General features: G+C 70.8%; 14 protein-coding genes and 1 pseudogene. 10 read left to right on the top strand and 5 right to left on the bottom strand.

Going from position 1 to position 17,769, the window contains the following annotated elements; genetic code table 11:
• Nucleotides 1-118: 118 nt before the first annotated feature.
• The 4 genes from ABGB21_RS26495 to ABGB21_RS26510 all read right to left on the bottom strand — a co-directional run bounded on the left by ABGB21_RS26495 (nt 119) and on the right by ABGB21_RS26510 (nt 5,655).
• Entirely contained in the window at nt 119-499 is a 381-nt protein-coding gene (locus tag ABGB21_RS26495) for a hypothetical protein (protein WP_347680055.1), read from the bottom strand.
• Between the two features lie 44 nt (nt 500-543).
• Entirely contained in the window at nt 544-1,932 is a 1,389-nt protein-coding gene (locus tag ABGB21_RS26500; protein WP_347655638.1) for an AbfB domain-containing protein, read from the bottom strand.
• Between the two features lie 432 nt (nt 1,933-2,364).
• On the bottom strand, nt 2,365-4,749 hold the full coding sequence (locus ABGB21_RS26505; protein ID WP_347680114.1) for a phosphoketolase family protein: 2,385 nt from the start codon (nt 4,747-4,749) through the stop codon (nt 2,365-2,367).
• Between the two features lie 201 nt (nt 4,750-4,950).
• A complete protein-coding gene (locus ABGB21_RS26510) occupies nt 4,951-5,655 on the bottom strand; it encodes a CBS domain-containing protein (RefSeq protein ID WP_347655639.1) in 705 nt (234 codons plus the stop codon).
• A gap of 181 nt (nt 5,656-5,836) precedes the next feature.
• Between ABGB21_RS26510 and ABGB21_RS26515 the strand changes: the two are divergent.
• The 5 genes and pseudogenes from ABGB21_RS26515 to ABGB21_RS26535 all read left to right on the top strand — a co-directional run.
• Nucleotides 5,837-6,304, top strand: a pseudogene (locus ABGB21_RS26515) (GNAT family N-acetyltransferase); the annotation flags it as partial.
• Between the two features lie 267 nt (nt 6,305-6,571).
• A complete protein-coding gene (locus tag ABGB21_RS26520; RefSeq protein ID WP_347655664.1) occupies nt 6,572-7,141 on the top strand; it encodes a hypothetical protein in 570 nt (189 codons plus the stop codon).
• Between the two features lie 206 nt (nt 7,142-7,347).
• On the top strand, nt 7,348-8,325 hold the full coding sequence (locus ABGB21_RS26525) for a nitroreductase family protein (protein WP_347655640.1): 978 nt from the start codon (nt 7,348-7,350) through the stop codon (nt 8,323-8,325).
• Between the two features lie 139 nt (nt 8,326-8,464).
• On the top strand, nt 8,465-9,451 hold the full coding sequence (locus ABGB21_RS26530) for a nitroreductase (protein ID WP_347655641.1): 987 nt from the start codon (nt 8,465-8,467) through the stop codon (nt 9,449-9,451).
• Between the two features lie 436 nt (nt 9,452-9,887).
• Nucleotides 9,888-11,276, top strand: coding sequence for an RICIN domain-containing protein (locus ABGB21_RS26535; protein WP_347655642.1), 1,389 nt, complete (start codon nt 9,888-9,890; stop codon nt 11,274-11,276).
• Nucleotides 11,277-11,357: 81 nt separating this feature from the next.
• On the opposite strand, the gene ABGB21_RS26540 is transcribed toward ABGB21_RS26535, so the two are convergent.
• Nucleotides 11,358-12,128 carry a FadR/GntR family transcriptional regulator gene (locus tag ABGB21_RS26540; RefSeq protein WP_347655643.1) on the bottom strand — a complete coding sequence of 257 codons (771 nt, stop codon included), beginning with the start codon at nt 12,126-12,128 and terminating at the stop codon, nt 11,358-11,360.
• A gap of 157 nt (nt 12,129-12,285) precedes the next feature.
• On the opposite strand from ABGB21_RS26540, the gene ABGB21_RS26545 reads away from it, so the two are divergent.
• From ABGB21_RS26545 to ABGB21_RS26565, 5 genes are all read left to right on the top strand, one after another.
• Nucleotides 12,286-13,551, top strand: a complete 1,266-nt coding sequence (locus ABGB21_RS26545; protein WP_347655644.1) for an extracellular solute-binding protein — start codon at nt 12,286-12,288, stop codon at nt 13,549-13,551.
• Nucleotides 13,552-13,555: 4 nt separating this feature from the next.
• Nucleotides 13,556-14,530, top strand: a complete 975-nt coding sequence (locus ABGB21_RS26550; RefSeq protein ID WP_347680056.1) for a sugar ABC transporter permease — start codon at nt 13,556-13,558, stop codon at nt 14,528-14,530.
• Nucleotides 14,530-15,357, top strand: a complete 828-nt coding sequence (locus tag ABGB21_RS26555; protein WP_347655646.1) for a carbohydrate ABC transporter permease — start codon at nt 14,530-14,532, stop codon at nt 15,355-15,357. Before ABGB21_RS26550 ends, ABGB21_RS26555 begins: the two co-directional genes overlap by 1 nt.
• 1 nt (nt 15,358) lies before the next feature.
• Nucleotides 15,359-16,582, top strand: coding sequence for a mandelate racemase/muconate lactonizing enzyme family protein (locus tag ABGB21_RS26560; protein ID WP_347680057.1), 1,224 nt, complete (start codon nt 15,359-15,361; stop codon nt 16,580-16,582).
• A gap of 115 nt (nt 16,583-16,697) precedes the next feature.
• Entirely contained in the window at nt 16,698-17,723 is a 1,026-nt protein-coding gene (locus tag ABGB21_RS26565) for an alcohol dehydrogenase catalytic domain-containing protein (protein ID WP_347680058.1), read from the top strand.
• Nucleotides 17,724-17,769: the final 46 nt, after the last annotated feature.

A 17,769-nucleotide genomic window follows, 5' to 3' on the forward strand; every position in this document is an offset into this window, starting at 1 on the left:
CGGATGCTGTCGTCGATCTTCACGTACAGTGCGGTCAAGAGGGTGTCCAGGTCTTGCGTCACAACATGATCTTGGATGCCCTCTCCTCATGCCTGGACATCGACCCCTGACTTCGGAACTACTCGTCGAGGTTGCGGCTGCCGTTGTTCTGGGCGTCGTTCCAGTCCTGGCCGCAGCCGATGCACAGGTCGGTGGCGATGATCCAGTAGCGGTCGCCGGCGGGGGAGCGGACCAGGGCGGGGTCCCGTACCCCACGGGTGCCCACGGTGGAACGCAGCACCAGCCCACCGTTGTTCAGGTCCGTCCAGCGCAGGCCGTCCTCGCTGTGCGCGAGATGGATCTGCTGTCCGGTGGCGGACTCTCCGGTGAAGTGGGCCATCAGGTAGCCGGTGAACGGGTCGAGCGCGGCCGCCTGCTTGGGCGTCGCCGCCGACCAGGTGCTGAACAGCAGACCGGCGGTGGCGAGGACGGCGGCCAACCGGGTGAGGATCCTCGACATCGGCTCTCCTCCTGGGGACGGGGTGACGGTGCTGGGGGAGGCTTCTAGCTGGTGATCCGGAAGGTGGCGTCGGCGCGTTCGGTCGCGGTGCCGACCGGGTCCAGCCTGAGCTGGTAGTCGTAGTGCCGGATGTACCGGTCGGGGAAGTTGTAGGACTGGAACGAGGCGGCGGATCCGTCGGCCAGCCCGGCCACCCGGCGGAACGTCGCGTCGGCGGCGAACGCGGCGGTGCCGTCGTTGCGCACCAGCGCGAAGTCGTAGTAGGCGTGCCGCAGGTAGTGGCCGGGGTGGCTCACCGACTCGAACGACACGTGACCGCCGCCCGCGTCCGCCAGGCCGGGCACGATCCGCCACTGGGCGTCCGCGGCCGGGCTCACGTTCGGATCGATTCGGGCGTCGAAGTTGACGTGTCGCACGTACCGGTCGGGGAAGTTGTACGACTGCATCCGGTTGACCGGGATCGTGGGCGTGCCGACTCCGACACTGGTCTGGGTGGCCCGCTGGATCGTGCCGTCCGGGTTGTGGGTCAGATACTCCATCGACAGCGCCCGCCGGTAGCTGCCGCCGCCGGGCAGCGCGTTGCGGTGGTACGCGATGTACCAGCGGCTGTTGTACTCGGCGATCGAGTGGTGGTTGGTGTTGATGTTCGTGGCGTCGAGGATGACCCCTCGGTAGGTGAACGGTCCGAGCGGGTTGCCGGCCGTGGCGTACGCGATCTGCCCGGGCCAGCCGGTGGAGTACGAGAAGTAGTAGGTCCCGTTCCGCTTGTGTAGGAACCCGGCTTCGCCGAACGCGCTGCCGCCGTTGATCGTCACGTTCTGCACGGCACCGGAGGTGGAGATCATGTCGTCGTTGAGCCGGACCACCTTCGGCGCCCGGGCTCCGCCGAAGTACAGGTACGCCTGCCCGTCGTCGTCGACGAACACGGCGGGGTCGATCGGCTCCTCGCCGGTGTTGGCGTCCCGCCCCCGCTCGATCAGGGGGTTGCCGCGTGGGTCGGTGAACCCGCTGGTGGGCGACGTGCTGCGGGCCACGCCGATTCTGGTCCGGTCCACCGGCAGGTACAGGTAGTGGTAGCCGTTGCGTTGCACCGCCGACGGCGCCCACGCGTTCGCCCGCGCCCACCGGAAGCCGCCGAGGGTGAACGGGGCACCGTGGTCGGTCCAGTCGACGAGATTGCTCGACGAGTAGACCCGCCAGGCGGTGGAGTCCCAGTAGGTGCCTCCGTTCGTCGCGTCGTCGGTGGCGTAGACGTAGACGCGGCCGCCGGAGACGAGCATCGACGGGTCGCCGGAGAACCGGCTGACGATCGGGTTGGCCGCCCGGGCGGGTGTGGCGGGGCAGACGGACGACGTCGCGACCACGGCCACGCCGGCGGCGAGCAGGTAGGCGGCCAGGCGCCTCGGCGTACTGGTCAGTGGGCGGACGCGCACAGCGGGTACCTCCTCGTGGGGACGGTTCGGCCGAGCGGTCGGAGGAGTCGCCCTCGTCGGGCACCTCCGTCCAGGTCGCGATCAACGGCGTGCGGCAGACCGGCGAGGCGGCCCTGGTCGGACCGTGCAGCCGGCCGACCGGCCCGGGTGCGCTCCGGGCAACCGCGGGTGATTCGGTGACGGACCGTCGGTGTTAGCGGTAACAGGGAGAGGGGGACAAGTACGCGGAACGGCTGGCCGGTGGCGGAGTCGGGGGCCACGCCAGCTGCCGGGTAGTGCGATGGATGAGCGGAACGCCCGGGGTCGACCGGTGCGGTCAATATAGCGTTATCTGTGAATGTTAGCGTTCTCATGTGTGCTGTCAAGTGGCGGGACGGGCACGATCCGCCCCCGCCCCGGGAGTCGAGTCGGACACCGCCAACGCCGGACCGTTCAGCCCTGCTCGGCCCAGTCGCCGAGCGACCAGTCCCGCACCTCGGGCATGTCCTCGAGATGCTCCACGACGTACGCCGCGTGCTCGGCGAGCTTCTGCTCGCACCAGGCCTTCAGCTCGCTCGCGCCCCGGGGCATCCGTCGGGCGTTGTTGATCGCGTCCAGCACCAGGTGGTAGCGGGATGCCCGGTTGCGCACGGTCATGTCGAAGGGGGTGGTGGTCGTCCCCTCCTCCACGAAGCCGCGGACCCGGAACCGGTCGGCGTCGGGGCGACCGTGGACGAGCTGGTGGATGGCGCCCGGATAGCCGTGGAAGGCGAACACCACGTCGACGGTGTCGGTGAACAGCGCGGTGAACAGGGTCGGATCCATCCCGTGCGGGTGGTCCTTGAGGCGGATCAGGGTCATCAGGTCGACGACGTTGACCACCCGTACCCGCAGGGCCGGCAGCCGTTCCCGGAGGATCTGGGCGGCGGCGACCGTCTCCATGGTGACCACGTCGCCGGCACAGGCCAGCACGATGTCGGGGTCGCGGGTGCCGTCGTCGGTGCCCGCCCACGCCCAGATGCCGGCGCCACGGGCGCAGTGCGTGATCGCCTGCTCCATGGTCAACCACTGCAGCTGCGGCTGCTTGTCGATGACGATCAGGTTGATGTACGACCGGGACCGGAGGCAGTGGTCGGCCACCGACAGCAGGCAGTTCGCGTCCGGCGGCAGGTAGACCCGGGCGACGTCGCCGCGCTGGGTCAGCACCACCTGGATCAGCCCGGGGCCCTGGTGGGAGAAGCCGTTGTGGTCGTTGCGCCAGGCTGTCGAGGTCAGCAACACGTTCAGGCTGGGCACCCGGGCCCGCCAGGGCAGCCGGTGGGCCTCCTGCAGCCACTTTCCGTGCTGCACCGTCTGCGAGGCGCTGACCATCGCGAACGCCTCGTACGTGGCGAACACGCCGTGCCGTCCGCTCAGGGTGTAGCCCTCCAACCAGCCGTGACAGTTGTGTTCGGAGAGCACCTCCATGACCCGGCCGTCCCGGCCGACGGAGACGTCGGTCTCGGTGACCCGCTCCATGAAGGCACGGTCGGAGGCCTCGAAGACCGCACCGAGCCGGTTGCTGTTCGTCTCGTCCGGGCAGAACAGCCGGAACCGGTCGGGGTTGCGCCGGTAGACGTCCCGCATCAGTTCACCGAGCCGGCGGGTCGACTCGGCCCGCAGCTGTGCCGGCCGCGCCACGTCGACCGCGTAGTCCCGGAAGTTCGGAAGGTCGAGGTCCCGGGTCAGCAGCCCGCCGTTCGCGTGCGGGCTGGCACTCATCCGCAGGTCACCCGCCGGAGCCAGGTCCCGGACCACCGCCTGGGGTGCGCCGGTGGAGTCGAACAGCTCCTCCGGCCGGTACGACCGCAGCCAGGACTCCAGCAGGGCCAGGTGCGCCGGGTTGTCCCGTACCCCGGACAGCGGCACCTGGTGCGACCGCCAGGTGCCGGTGACCTGGACGCCGTCGACCTGGTCCGGACCGGTCCAGCCCTTCGGGGAGCGCAGCACGATCAGCGGCCAGCGGGGCCGCTCACCGTCCCAGCCGCCGGTCCGCGCCGCGTGCTGGATGGCGCGGATCCTTCCCCACGCCTGCGCCAGCACCGCCGCGAACCGGTGGTGCATGCCCGGCAGGTCGGCCCCCTCCACCTCCAGTACGTCGTAACCGTGCCCGGTCAGCAACGCCCGCACCTCGGCCGGGTCCTTCCGGGCCAACACCGTCGGACCGGCGATCTTCGCCCCGTTGAGGTGCAGGATGGGCAGGACGGCGCCGTCGTGTGCCGGGTTGAGGAACGACACCCCCTTCCAGGACCCCTCGAGCGGGCCGGTCTCGGCCTCGCCGTCGCCGACGACGGCCACCGCGAGCAGGTCCGGGTTGTCCAGCACCGCGCCGAAGGCGTGCACCAGCACGTAACCGAGCTCGCCGCCCTCGTGGATGGAGCCGGGGGTGGTCACCGAGACGTGGCTGGGAATGCCTCCCGGGCTGGAGAACTGGCGGAACAGCCGGAGCATGCCGGCCTCGTCCTGGGAGACCGCCGGATAGATCTCGCTGTACGTTCCCTCCAGGTAGCCGGCGGCGACCAGGGCCGGTCCGCCGTGCCCCGGGCCGGCCAGGTAGATCGCCCGCTGACCGGTCTGCCGGATCAGCCGGGAGACGTGCGCGTAGATCAGGGACAGACCGGGGCTGGTGCCCCAGTGGCCGAGCAGCCGGGGTTTGATGTGTTCGGGGGCCAGCGGCTCACGCAGCAGCGGATTGCCCCGCAGGTAGATCTGGCCGACCGTCAGGTAGTTGTTCGCCCGCCACCAGGCGTCCAACTGCGCGACCTCGGCGGTGGTGGGATCCCGGAGCGTCCGTACCACCTCGTCCAGGTCGACGTGCCGGGACTCCTGGTTCGCTACGGCAGTCACCAGTGTTTCCTCCTCTTCCCGATAGGTTGTCCGCTTCCGTACCGCGCTGTCCCGCCCCCGGAGTCCACGCGCCCACACCGCGGGCCGAACCGCTCGACCTGCGACAGGACGAGCCGTCCGCACCGGTGGCGTGCCGTCCCCGGCGACGCGTTGTCAGGCGACGCCGGTGAAGGTGGCCCGCCCGGATCCGAGATCGACCATCCGGGTGTCGTCGAAATCGAAGCCGAGTTCGTCTGTCACCTCGACGACGCCGCTGACCTGGGCGGCGAGGCGGCCGGCGATCTCCACCGAACTCCTGCGGTCCATCTGCCCCGTCAACCGGACCACGCCGTCGCGCACGGTCACCTGGACGACGCCCTCCTCGATCGCCAGGACCCGGCGCAGCACCTCCCACACCACGTCGTGGCGGATGTCGCCGTCCGGGCGCAGGTGCACCTTGAGCAGGTCGCCACGGGTGACGATCCCGACGAGCCGCCCCAGGTCGTCGATCACCGGCAGGCGCTTGACCTGTCGGCGGTTCATCGTCTTCGCCGCGACCACCACCGGGGTGTGCGGATAGACGGTCACCGCCGGTGTGGTCATCAGCGGGGTGGCGGTGGCCGCGTCGGCCTTGATCCGCGCCGTCCGGCGTCGCCGGCCCTCGAAGACGGGCCGATCGTGGGACTGCCCGATGAGCTCCACCTTGTGCAGCAGGTCACCCTCGGAGACCACGCCGAGCACGTACCCGAACTCGTCCACCACGGGTACGGCGGCGATCCTCCGACTGGTGAGCACGTCGACGATCTCCCGGTACGGAGTGTTCTCCCGGACCGTGGCGACGTCCGTACTCATCACGTCGCACACCTGCCACGTCCTCATCACGACCTCCCTCGTCGTCCGCCACTCGACCGTAGAACCCCGACACGGCGCCCGGGCAGGGCGCAACGGCACGGGCGGAGGGGGACCTGTGGCCGGTGCGTGGCAGGCCGGAAGGCCCTGCCCGGCCGGCGGCGGCCGCCGTTGACTGGACGGGACGAGACGAACTTCGGGGAGGTCGGCGATGGCCACCACCACCATCCGGGCACCGGCGCCCCGTACGGCTGTCGAAGGGCTCGCCGGAGGAGCGACCGCCGAGGGGGGCAGCGTCCGGATCCGACCCGTCCGCCCGGGCGACCGACCGGGACTGGCCGCGCTCTACGACCGGGCCGCTGTCGACGACCTGCGGATGCGGTTTTTTGTCGCCCCGGGACGGGCGACGCTCGCCACCGAGATCGACCGCCTCTGCCGGAGCCGGTCACCGCGACACAACGCGGTTGTCGCCGAGCAGGCGGGCGTGATTGTCGGTGTCGCGTCGTACGAGCGGAGCGGCCCGACCGACCGGCGGGCCGAGTTCGCCGTTTTTGTCGACGGACGGCGGCGCCGTCACGGCATCGGCACCCGGCTGTTGCGGCAACTGGCCGCCATCGCCGGCGCGGACGGCGTGGACGAACTGGTCGGCGAGGTCCTGCCCGGCAACCGCCGGATGCTCCAGGTGGCGCACGAGCTGACCGCCGACGTCCGGTTCCGAGGCGCGGACGGCGTCGTCGAGGTGCGACTGGGCACCCACACCAGCGCGGACGGGCTCAGGGATCGCCGCCGGCCGCGAGCGGTCGGCTCGTATCCCAAGGGCCGAAGGTCCCGTCGGGCCCGGACCGCCGACCCGTCGGAGAGCGGACCGAGGCCTCTGCCACCGAACCCGTGCCCGGCGTGGAATAGAGGTGGGTCCGGACGGAACCCCGAGCTGATCGGAAAGGACGTGGCAGCCATGACCGCGATGGCAGAGCGGAACACCGTACAGACGACCGCTCCGGCGGTCACCGACGAAACGACCGGGACAGCCGCGCGGACGGCGACCCGGTACGTCTGGGCCGGCGTTCGGCTGGCCCTGGGATGGACGTTCCTGTGGGCCTTCGTCGACAAGGTCATCGGGCTCGGCTTCGCCACCCCGGACGGCAAGGGGTGGACCGACGGTGGCAACCCGACCAGGGGTTTCCTCAGCGGCGCCGAGGGCCCCTTCGCGGGCCTCTACCACGACCTGGCCGGCACGGCGTTCGCGAACTGGGCCTTCATGCTCGGCCTGCTCGGCATCGGCCTCGCGCTGACCCTCGGGATCGGTATGCGGATCGCCGCCGCCGCCGGCGCGCTCCTGTACGTGATGATGTGGTCGGTCGCGCTTCCCCCGCAGACCAACCCGTTCATGGACGAGCACCTCGTCCTCGCGGGGGTCCTCGTCGGACTGGCCCTGACCGGAGCCGGCCGGACGCTCGGGCTCGGCGCCCACTGGGCGAGGCTCCCGCTCGTCAAGCGCCTGCCCTGGCTGAAGTGACCACATCCGACCAGCGACACCGGGGTGCCGTCGCGGACGGCGCCCCGGACGTTCCCCGGGTCGGCCGGGCATCCGACGCCGCCCCGTACGGTCCCCACCCCCGGTCGGGCACCGGACACCGCCGGGCAACGGCCCCGGGGCCGGTCGATCACGCACGCTGCCTGACCGCCGTCCCACCCGACGGGGAATCGATGAGGAGAACCGTCATGAGCGACCCCGGATACACCCACGCCGACCTGCGCGACGCCGTGCCCGCGGCGGTTCGGGCGCCGTCGGTGCACAACACCCAGCCGTGGCGTTTCCGGCTGCGGGACGGTGGCATCGAGGTGCTCGTCGACCCGCGGCGGCGGTTGCCCGTCAACGATCCCAGCGGATGGGCGGCCCGGATCAGCTGTGGGGCCGCCGTGTTCAACCTCCGGCTCGCCCTGGCCGTCGCCGGCACCCCCGCCGAGACGTGCCTGCAACCCTGTCCGGCGGAGCCGGACGTGGTGGCCCGGCTGACCCCGACCCGACCCCGTCCCGCCACCCCCGCCGAACGTGCCCTGCACGAGGCGATCGCGCGCCGACACAGCAACCGGGCGCCGTTCTGGCCCAACCCGGTCCCCGCCGAGGCGCGCTGGCAGTTGCGCGAGGCGGCCCGCGCCGAGGACACCTGGCTGGAACTGGTGATCGGGTCCGCGGCGGTCACCGCCGTCGCCGCCATCGCCAACGCCGCCAACCGGGTCCTCGACCGCAACCCCGCCTACCGGGCGGAGCTGGTCGACTGGATCCGGCACCACGAGGCGCCCGACGGGGTGCCGGTCACCGCCGGCGGACCGCCCGCCGAACCGTACGACCTGCTGCCCCAGCGACCCTTCGGGGTGCGTACCCGGGCTCCCGGCCGCGACTTCGAACCCGAACCCCTCGTCGCCGTCCTCGGCACGCCGGGCGACACCGCCACCGACCAGGTCAACGCCGGCCAGGCCATGCAACGGGTCCTGCTCGCCGCCACCGACGCGGGCCTCGCCGTCTCACTGCTCTCGCAGCCCATCGAGGTACCCGCCGCCCGGGAACAGCTCCGCCTGGCCCTCGGGCGCGCCGGCGCGCCGCAGATAGTGATGCGCATCGGGTACGGCCAGCCCGGCTGGCCCACCCCCCGCCGCGACGTCGCGGAGGTCATCGACGCCGAACCCGCTCGACCCTGACCGGGTCGGCGCCCGGGTCCCGGTGCCCCGAGCGGGCGTCGTCGTCGGCCGGGGGTCGTACCTGGTCACCGGGAAGTGGACGGTCCTCCGCACACCGGCGTCCGTGGCGGGGGAGGATGAGGGCAGAAAGGAGAGATCAATGAGCGATGCCGAACGTTCCGCCACGACCATCCTCACCGAGGCCGCGGAGGCGGCCGGGTACGCGCCGTCGGTGCACAACACCCAGCCCTGGCGCTGGCGGGTCAGCGGGGACGCGCTGGACCTGTACGCGGTGCGGGAGCGGCAACTCCGGGCCGCCGACCCGGAGGGGCGGCTGCTGACCGTCAGCTGCGGCGCCGCCCTGCACCATGCCGTGGTCGCGGTGGCCGCGCGGGGCTGGTCGGTGACGGTGACACCGCTGCCCGACCCGGCCGATCCGGACCACCTGGCCCGGGTCGGGCTCGCCGGACGCACCGAGGTGGAACCGGAGGCGGTGCGGCGGTTCGAGGCCGTGCGGTTGCGGCACACCGACCGTCGGCCGGTCAGCGACACCCCGGCCAGTCCGGAGGCGGTCGCCGCCGTCGGTCAGGCGGTGACGGCCGAGGACGTCCAGTGGCATGTCCTGACCGACGACCAGGTCCTCGAACTGGCCGCCGCCGCCTCGCACGCCGACCAGGTGGAGGCCGAGGACGAGGAGCAGCGCACCGAGTTGGCGTACTGGCGTGGCGGGGACCGACCGGCGGGCGCCGGCCTTCCGGACGAGGTGGTCCCGGCCCAGGCGCCGCAGACCACCGTTCCGGGCCGGGACTTCGTACGGGCCGGGACCCTCACCGTCGGCCCGGGGCACGACCGCGCCGCCCGCTACGCGATCCTGTACGGCCCGGGCGACGAGCCGGCGGACTGGCTCCGGGCCGGCCGGGCGCTGTCGGCCGGCTGGCTGACCGCGACCGAACTCGGTGTCACGGTGCTGCCGTTCAGTTCCGTCATCGAGCTGCCCAGTCTCCGGCAGGTGCTGCGGTCCGTGATCAGCAACCTGGGTTATCCGTACCTGGTGGTACGCCTGGGCACCGCCGCCCCGGAGACCGCCGGCCCGCCGCACACCCCCCGGCTGCCGGTGGCGCAGACCATCGAGGTGGTCGGCAACTGACCGGCCCAGCCAGTGACCGGGCCGGATCGCGGTAGTTCAACGAGTCGCCCGTCAACGCCGCCGCCCACCACACCCCCCGGACCCGGCGACCCGCGTCGACGGCTAGGTCGCCGCAGGCCGAATCGCCGCGGTGGCTGCCCTTCGTGCCCGGTGCGTGAGTACCGCGAGCCATAGACGTGAGTCGTTTGACGTATGACGATGTTAGCGCTAACTTTCAGGCACGGCGTCAGCCGGCTGCCGGGAGCCCTGACGACGCAGCGCAGCAATTCGCGCGGACCCGCTGTGATCGCCGGCCGTTGACCCAGCCGGATGTCGGGCGGTGCCGCGTCGCTGTCCCGGACCATCCACCGTGCCGACGCCACCACCGGACGGCGGCACCCTCGGGCGCATGCGTCCGTCCTGCTCGCGTGTGCCCTCCCGACCGAAGGAGTGGACCATGAAGACCATCGGTGAGGTTCGTCCCGCCTCTCCGCAGAGACGTCGCTGGCGATCAGGGCTGGCCGCCGCCGCGGCAGCGGTCGTCGCGGCCGGCACGCTCGTCGCGGTACACGCCGCGCCCGCGTCCGCGGCCACAGTGGACACCAATGCCTGGTACGTCCTGGTGAACCGGAACAGTGGCAAGGCCCTGGACGTGTACGGCTCGGCCACGAACGACGGTGCGCGGATCAGCCAGTGGACCCGGCACAACGGTGCCAACCAGCAGTGGCAGTTCGTCGACTCGGGCGGTGGCTTCTACCGGCTGAAGTCCCGGCACTCGGGCAAGGTCCTCGACGTGCACAACTGGTCGACGGCCGACGGCGGCGCCGTCGTGCAGTGGTCTGATCTCAACGGAACGAACCAGCAGTTCCGGCTGGCCGACTCCGACGGGGGCCACGTCCGGTTGATCAGCCGGCACAGCGGCAAGGTCGTCGAGGTGCAGGGCGCGTCCACGGCGGACGGCGGCAACGTCGTGCAGTACGCCGACTGGAACGGGGCGAACCAGCAGTGGCAACTCGCCCGCGTCGACGGCGGCGGCGACCCGCCGCCCACCGGTGGCAGCGGGTGCGGCAAGGCCCCGACGCTGTCGAGCGGCACGCACACGATCCAGAGCAACGGCAAGAGCCGCCAGTTCATCCTGCGGGTGCCGACCAACTACAACAACACCAACCCGTACCGGCTGATCTTCGCGTTCCACTGGCGGGGCGGCACCATGCAGGAGATCTCCTCGGGCGGCACCAGCGGGACGGCCTGGTCCTACTACGGCCAGCAGGAACAGTCCAACAACAGCGCGATCCTGGTCGCGCCGCAAGGGCTCGGCAACGGTTGGGGCAATGCCGGCGGCGAGGACGTGACGTTCGTCGACGACATGGTTCAGCGGATCGAGAGCGCGCTCTGCGTCAACCCGAGACAGCGCTTCGCTCTCGGCTTCAGCTGGGGTGGCGGCATGAGCTACGCCCTCGCCTGCGCCCGGGCCGGCGTGTTCCGGGCCGTCGCGGTGATCGCCGGAGCCCAGATCAGCGGGTGCAGCGGCGGTAGCCAGCCGATCGCGTACTTCGGGCTGCACGGCATCTCCGACAACGTCCTCAGCATCTCGCAGGGGCGGTCGCTGCGGGACACCTTCGTCCGGAACAACGGCTGCGCCGCACAGAACCCACCGGAGCCTGGTGCCGGCAGCCGGACGCACATCACCACCGCCTACTCGGGGTGCCGGTCCGGCTATCCTGTGCAGTGGGCCGCGTTCGACAACGGGCACATGCCGGGCCCGGTGGACGGCACGTACGCCGAAAGCGGCATCACCACGTGGACCAAGGGTGAGATCTGGCGGTTCTTCGCGCAGTTCTCCTGAGCCGTTCGGCAGACCGACGGGCGGATTCCCGGTGAGAGGGGCGCCGGCAGGCGCCGCGTACCGGGTCCGCCCGTCGGTGTGTCACCGCTGGAGACGGTCGGGACTGCCCGTTCCGCTGCGGCGGACGAGCCAGGCCTCGGTGATGTGGGTGAACATCGCCTCGGCGGCGCCCTCCGGGTCGTGGGCGGCGATGCGTTCGTAGATGCGTCGGTGTCCGCGGTTGGAGGCCACGCACAACGCGCGTTCGGTCCGGCCCATGTACCGGGCGGTGTTGACGACCTGGCTCTCCAGCGCGCGTACCACACCGCGGGCGATCCGGTTCCCGGACGCCTGCATGATGATGTCGTGGAAGCCGCGATCCTGCTCGTGGTACGCGACATGGTCGTCGACGAGCTCGTCCATCCGCTTCACCTGCGCGTGTAACCGTTCGATGGTCTCCTGGTCGGCCTGCCGGGCGGCGACGTTCGCCATGTCGGACTCCAGGACCCGTCGGGTCGCGACGAGGTCGTCCAGGATGGCGAGGCTGTCGTCCTCGGCGATGGTGGCCGCGAGCACGAGTTCGTCGAGCATGTCCCACGCCGAGGGGGAGGTGACCATGGTGCCGGCACCCTGTCGGACCTGCACCAGCCCCTTCTCCTGAAGGATCTTCACCGCTTCCCGGACGACGGTCCGGCTCACCGAGAAGGTCTCGCAGAGTACCGGCTCGGGTGGCAGCGCCGTCCCGGACGGATGTGTCCCGCGGACGATGCGCTCCACCAGTTCGGCGGTGACCGCCCGGGCGAGGTTGGCCGGTCGTCGTGTCCACGCCGGCGGTGCCGGGGCGTTCACGGTGGTCTCCTGCGATGGCGTCATGTCCCCTCCGGATGGCTCACCGCGCTGGCGACCCGGTGTTGTTGGTCAGTGTACGGCGGACCGTTGACGCGAGACATCATACGAGTTACGTTTCCGTGTATTCATCACGCCTGACGGCCGGACCACCGGCTACCCCCACGTTCAAAGGGTGACAACGATGAAACAGCGAGCAATGTGGTCCGCCGTCCTCGTTGTGGGACTGGCGCTGACCGGTTGTGGGAGTGCGACAGGGTCGGACCCGTCACCGGGCGGGTCCGCGGACAAGCTGGTGGTGTGGGACTGGAAGTCCGGCGAGGCTTCCGCCGCACCCTACATCGAGAAGGCGAAGGCGGACTTCGCCAAGAAACATCCGAATGTGCCGGTCGAGTTCGTCGCGCAGCCCTTCGACCAGTACTACACGCTGCTCGGTGCGGCGATCCAGTCCGGCAAGGGTCCGGACGTCATCCTGTTCAACGGCGGCGGCCAGATCCGGGACCGGGTCGACGCGCTGGTGCCGCTGGACGAGTACGTGGCCGAGGACAGGCAGCGGCTGGCCGGCTGGGACGCGTTCACCAAGGACGGCAAGACCTACGCCGGCCCGGTGACGCTGCAGGGCCACCCCATCTACTACAACAAGGCGCTCTACGAGAAGGCCGGACTCGACCCGGCGCGCCCGGCGGCCACCTGGACCGAGTTCGTCGCCAACTGCGCCGCCATCGCCAAGGCCGGGGCCAAGTGCTTCGCCCTCGGCAACAAGGAGGGCGCCGGGATCCAGTTCTGGCTCTCCGGCCTGGGTTCCGGCATCCTCACCGCCCAGGAGTACGACAACTGGATCGCCGGGAAGCGCGACTGGAGCTCGCCCAACGTCAAGCGGGTCTTTCAGCTCTGGAAGGAGGCCGGCGACGCGGGTCTGAACAACGACGGGGCCAACTCGACCGCGATGTTCAACGACGGGTTCGCGATCTTCCAGTCCGCCAAGGCCGCCCACGTCATCGGTCTGATGTCGGACGTGGGGCACTGGCAGGACTTCAACGAGTTCCTGACCGCCGACAAGCTCGGCGTCATGGACGCCCCGGTCGTCACCGCCGGAACCACGCCGAGCCTGGCCTACGACGGCGGTATCGGCTACGGGGTCGCCAAGTGGACCAAGGACCCGACGGTGGCCGCCGACCTGGTGCGGGCGCTGACCTCGACCGAGGCCCTGAAGGCCTTCTACACCGGCGCCGGCGCGATCGCCGCCGACACCACGATCGACGTGTCGCAGGGCGGTCCGGCCGTCGCCACGATCGTCTCCGAGATCAAGAGCGGCAAGCCCGCCCTGCACGTCGCGCTCTCGTCCAAGACCCTGGACCTGATGGGTCGGCTCTCCCAGCAACTGCTCAGCGGCTCGATCACCGTCGACGAGGTGGTGAAGCAGCTGGCCGCTTCCGACCAGGCGGGCTGAACACGTGCCGATCGGAAACGTACAACCGTCGGTCCGCCCGGCCCGTACCGGGCGGACCGACGGGGCGGCCGGGGCCACCACCCGCCGGGGCGGTGCCCGCCCCCGGCGGGGCGGCGGCCTGCGCTCCGAGCGCTACGCTCCCTACGTCCTGGTGGCGCCAGCCGTCCTGATCATCGTGCTGCTGCGGCTCTACCCACTGCTGCTCGGAGTCAACTTCTCCTTCACCGGCGACGGTGACCGCAACGGGGTGGCGGTCGGGTTCGACAACTATCTGGAGCTGTTCCGGGATCCGCTGTTCCGGACCGCGCTGGGCAACGTGGGACTGCTGGTACTGCTGCTTCCGGTGGCGGTGGCGATTCCCGGGCTGCTCGCGACGTTCATCTACCTCCGGGTGCCCGGCCACCGGCTCTACCGCGGCGTCTACTTCTTCCCCGCCGTGCTCTCCCCGGTCATCGTCGGTGCGATCTTCAACCTCCTGCTCGCCTTCGACGGTCCGCTCAACTCCCTGCTCGGGGCGGTCGGTGTCGCGCCCGTCGACTGGCTCGGAGACCCGGACCTCGCGATGTTCATGGTGGTCGGCGTGCACGTCTGGGCGACGTTCGGCATGGGGCTGGTGGTGTTCCTCGCCGGCTTCGCGACCCTGGACGCCGCGCTCCTGGACGCGGCACGGATGGACGGGGCGTCGTTACCCCAGGTCATCTGGCACGTGATCGTTCCGGGCCTGTCCCGCACCATCCAGTTCGTCTTCGTGACCACGATGATCGGAATGCTGACCTCCATGTTCGGCCTGCTCTACGTCATGACCAGCGGTGGCCCGGAGGGGTCGACGTACCTGCCGGAGTACTACATCTGGATCCAGCAGGGACAGATGAACCGACCGGCCCTCGCCTCGGCCGCCTCGACGATCCTCTTCGTGATCATGCTGGTCGTGGGGCTGCTGCAGATCAAGCTGCTCAGCCGGGCCGGAAGGGAGGCGTGATGTCCCGCCTCCGTCTGGGCCGGTGGATGGTCGCCGTCCCGATGGCGCTGCTCGCGCTGGCGACGATCTACCCCCTGCTGTTTACCGTCAACGTCGCGATGAAGACCCGGCGTGGGTACATCCTCGACCGGTTCTCCCTGACCGACGCTCTGCGCTGGGAGAACATCAGCACGGCGTGGACCAGCGTCGGCATGGGCCGGTACTTCGTCAACTCGCTGCTCGTGGTGACGTCGTCGGTGGTCCTCCTGCTGCTGTTCGGCTCGATGGCCGGCTTCGCCCTGAGCCAGTTGCGGTTCCGTGGTTCGAGGGCGCTCTTCCTGGGCTGCCTCGCGGGACTGTTCGTGCCGTTCCAGGTGATCATGGTGCCGCTCGCCCGGATCATGGCGGACAGCGGCCTCATCGACACGTACCCCGGACTGGTCCTCGTCTACGTGGCGCAGTTCCTGCCCTTCACCGTCTTCCTGATGACGAGTTACTACCGGGGCATCCCGCCGGAGATCATCGACGCGGCCCGGATCGACGGCAACAGCGTGTACGGCGTGTACCGCCGGATCATGCTGCCACTGGGTACTCCGGCGCTGCTGTCGGTCGGCATCCTCAACGCCCTGTTCTGCTGGAACGACGTCCTGATGTCGCTGGTGATGATGCCCTCGGCCGATCACCGGACCCTGATGGTCGGCGTCACCTCGCTACGCGGGCAGTACTCCGACGACATCCCCACCTTCGCTTCCGGGGTTCTGATCGCCGCGGTTCCCGTCCTGGTGGTGTACCTGTTCCTCCAGCGGCAGATCGCCGACGGCGTCGCCGCCGGTTCTACGAAGGGCTGACATGCGGATCACCGGATATCGGACACTCACCACGATCCAGGAGTGGGGACGGCCCGTGGGCGACGCCAACGGCGTCATCCCCGACGGGGTGGTCCCGGTGTCGATCGTCATCGTGGAAACCGACGAGGGCATCTCGGGGGTCGGTCTCGGACCGGATGTGGAGATCGAACGGATCTTCGCGGCCATCGAGGGCGAGGATCCCCGCGCCGTGACGACCCTCTACGACCGCATGCTGCGGCACACCTTCAAGGCGGGCCACGCAGGCCCGGTGTTCGGCACCATCGGTGCGCTCGACACCGCCCTGTGGGACATCAAGGCACAGGTGGCCGGCGAGCCGCTGTGGCGGCTGCTGGGCGGACGTGACCGGCGGGTTCCCGCCTACGCGTCCGGCCTGGACATCGGGCTGACCGACGACGAACTCGTTTCGGCATACCAGGTCTACGCCGGGTACGGACTGCGGGCGGCCAAGCTCAAGGGCGGCCTCGACATCGAGCGCGACCGGCACCGCCTCGGCCTGGTGGCGGAGGTGCTGACCGAGGCCGGGCACGGCCTGCGGCCCGGTCTGATGCTCGACGTCAACGAGGCGTGGAGCCGCAAGCAGGCCGTCCGGCACGTTTGCGAACTCGAACGCACCCTCGACCTCATCTGGATCGAGGAGCCGGTCCGGCGCTGGGACGCCGAGGGGCTCGCCGCCGTCGGTCGTGGGATCCGCGCGTCGGTCGCCACCGGGGAGAACCTCACCGGGCTCGAGCAGTACCGTCCGCTGATCGCCGCCGGGGCGGTCGACATCGTGCAGACGGCCGCCGTCTGGGGAGTCACCCACTTCCTGCGGGCGTCCGCCCTGGCGCACGCCCACGACCTGCCGGTCAGCCCGATCGGCAACAGCCCGATCGGGCTGCTGCACGCCGCGACGTCGGTGCCCAACCACCTGACCAGCGAGTTGCAGGACCTGGCGCCACCGGTCGGCGTCACCATCGACCTGCACGTCGAGGACGGTGCCTTCGTCCTCGGTGACTCACCCGGCCTGGGCGTCCGGGTCGACGAGGAGCGGGTCCGGGCTGCCGCCCGGGGCCCGGAGCCGCAGACGTCCGAGGGCCCCCACGTTCGACCGGAGCGAGCCGGCCGGCGGCTGCTGGCCGGTGTCGACGGGCTCACCCCGGTCCGGCGCCTCGGCGGCGCGCCGTTGCACGCCCACAACGACGTGTCACCCACCGCGCGCCACTGACCCGGCCGCCGCGCGGGTGCGACAGAAGAACCCGTGGGTGCACCACCACGGTGGTGTCCCCACGACCATGCCCGGCCGGTACGTCGCCCGTACCGGCCGTCCGGACGGAGGATCGATGAAGGCAGTGGTCTACCGGGGTGCCCGTCACCTCGGCGTCGAGGAACGCGACCCGGAACAGCCGGGACCCGGTCAGGTGCGGATCGCCGTGGCCTACACCGGGATCTGCGGCACCGACCTGCACATCTACCACGGGGACATGGACGCCCGGGTCGGCGCCTCGGCGATCATCGGACACGAGATGTCGGGTCGGATCGCGGCCGTGGGGGAGGAGACGAGCGACTGGTCCGTCGGTCAGCCCGTCACCGTGATGCCGACCAGGCCGTGTGGACGGTGTGCCGCCTGCCGACGGGGGAACTCCCACATCTGCCACGCCATGAACTTCCTCGGCATCGACTCGCCGGGCGCCATGCAGTCCTCGTGGAACGTCCCGGCGGACCTGGTGCTGCCACTGCCCGAGCAGCTGCCGCTCGACCACGCGGCGCTCGTCGAACCGGTCGCGGTCGCGGTGCATGACGTGCGGCGCGGAAACGTGACCGCCGACGACCAGGTCGTCGTGGTCGGTGGTGGGCCGGTCGGGGTCCTGATCGCCATCGTCGCGCGGAACCGTGGTGCCCGGGTGCTGCTCGTCGAGCCGGACCCGTTCCGGCGCGCCGCCGCGGACGGGATGGGGATCGAGGCGGTCGACCCGGGGGCGACCGACGTCGTGGCACTGGTGAACGACCGCACCGCCGGCGCCGGCGCCGACATCGCCTTCGAGGTCTCCGGCTCCGCCGCCGGGGTCGGCACGGCGGTCGACGTCCTGACCACCCGCGGCCGGCTGGTGATGGTGGCGATCCACCCCCGGCCCAGGGAGGTCAACCTGCACCGGTTCTTCTGGCGCGAACTGGAGCTGCTCGGCGCGCGACTGTACCAACGGGACGACATGGCCGAGGCGATCCGGTTGGTCGCCTCCGGCGTGATCCCGGCGGCGCAGATCATCTCCCGGGTCGAGCCGGTCGAGGCGGTGACCGCCGCGTTCGAGGCACTGGAGGGCGGCGGCGTGCTGAAGGTGCTGCTCGACTGGCGGGAGGAGAACCGGTGACCGCCCTGTTCGACCTGTCCGGACGGACCGCCGTGGTGACCGGCGC

Source organism: Plantactinospora sp. B24E8, from assembly GCF_039871735.1.
Taxonomy (GTDB): Bacteria; Actinomycetota; Actinomycetes; order Mycobacteriales; family Micromonosporaceae; genus Plantactinospora.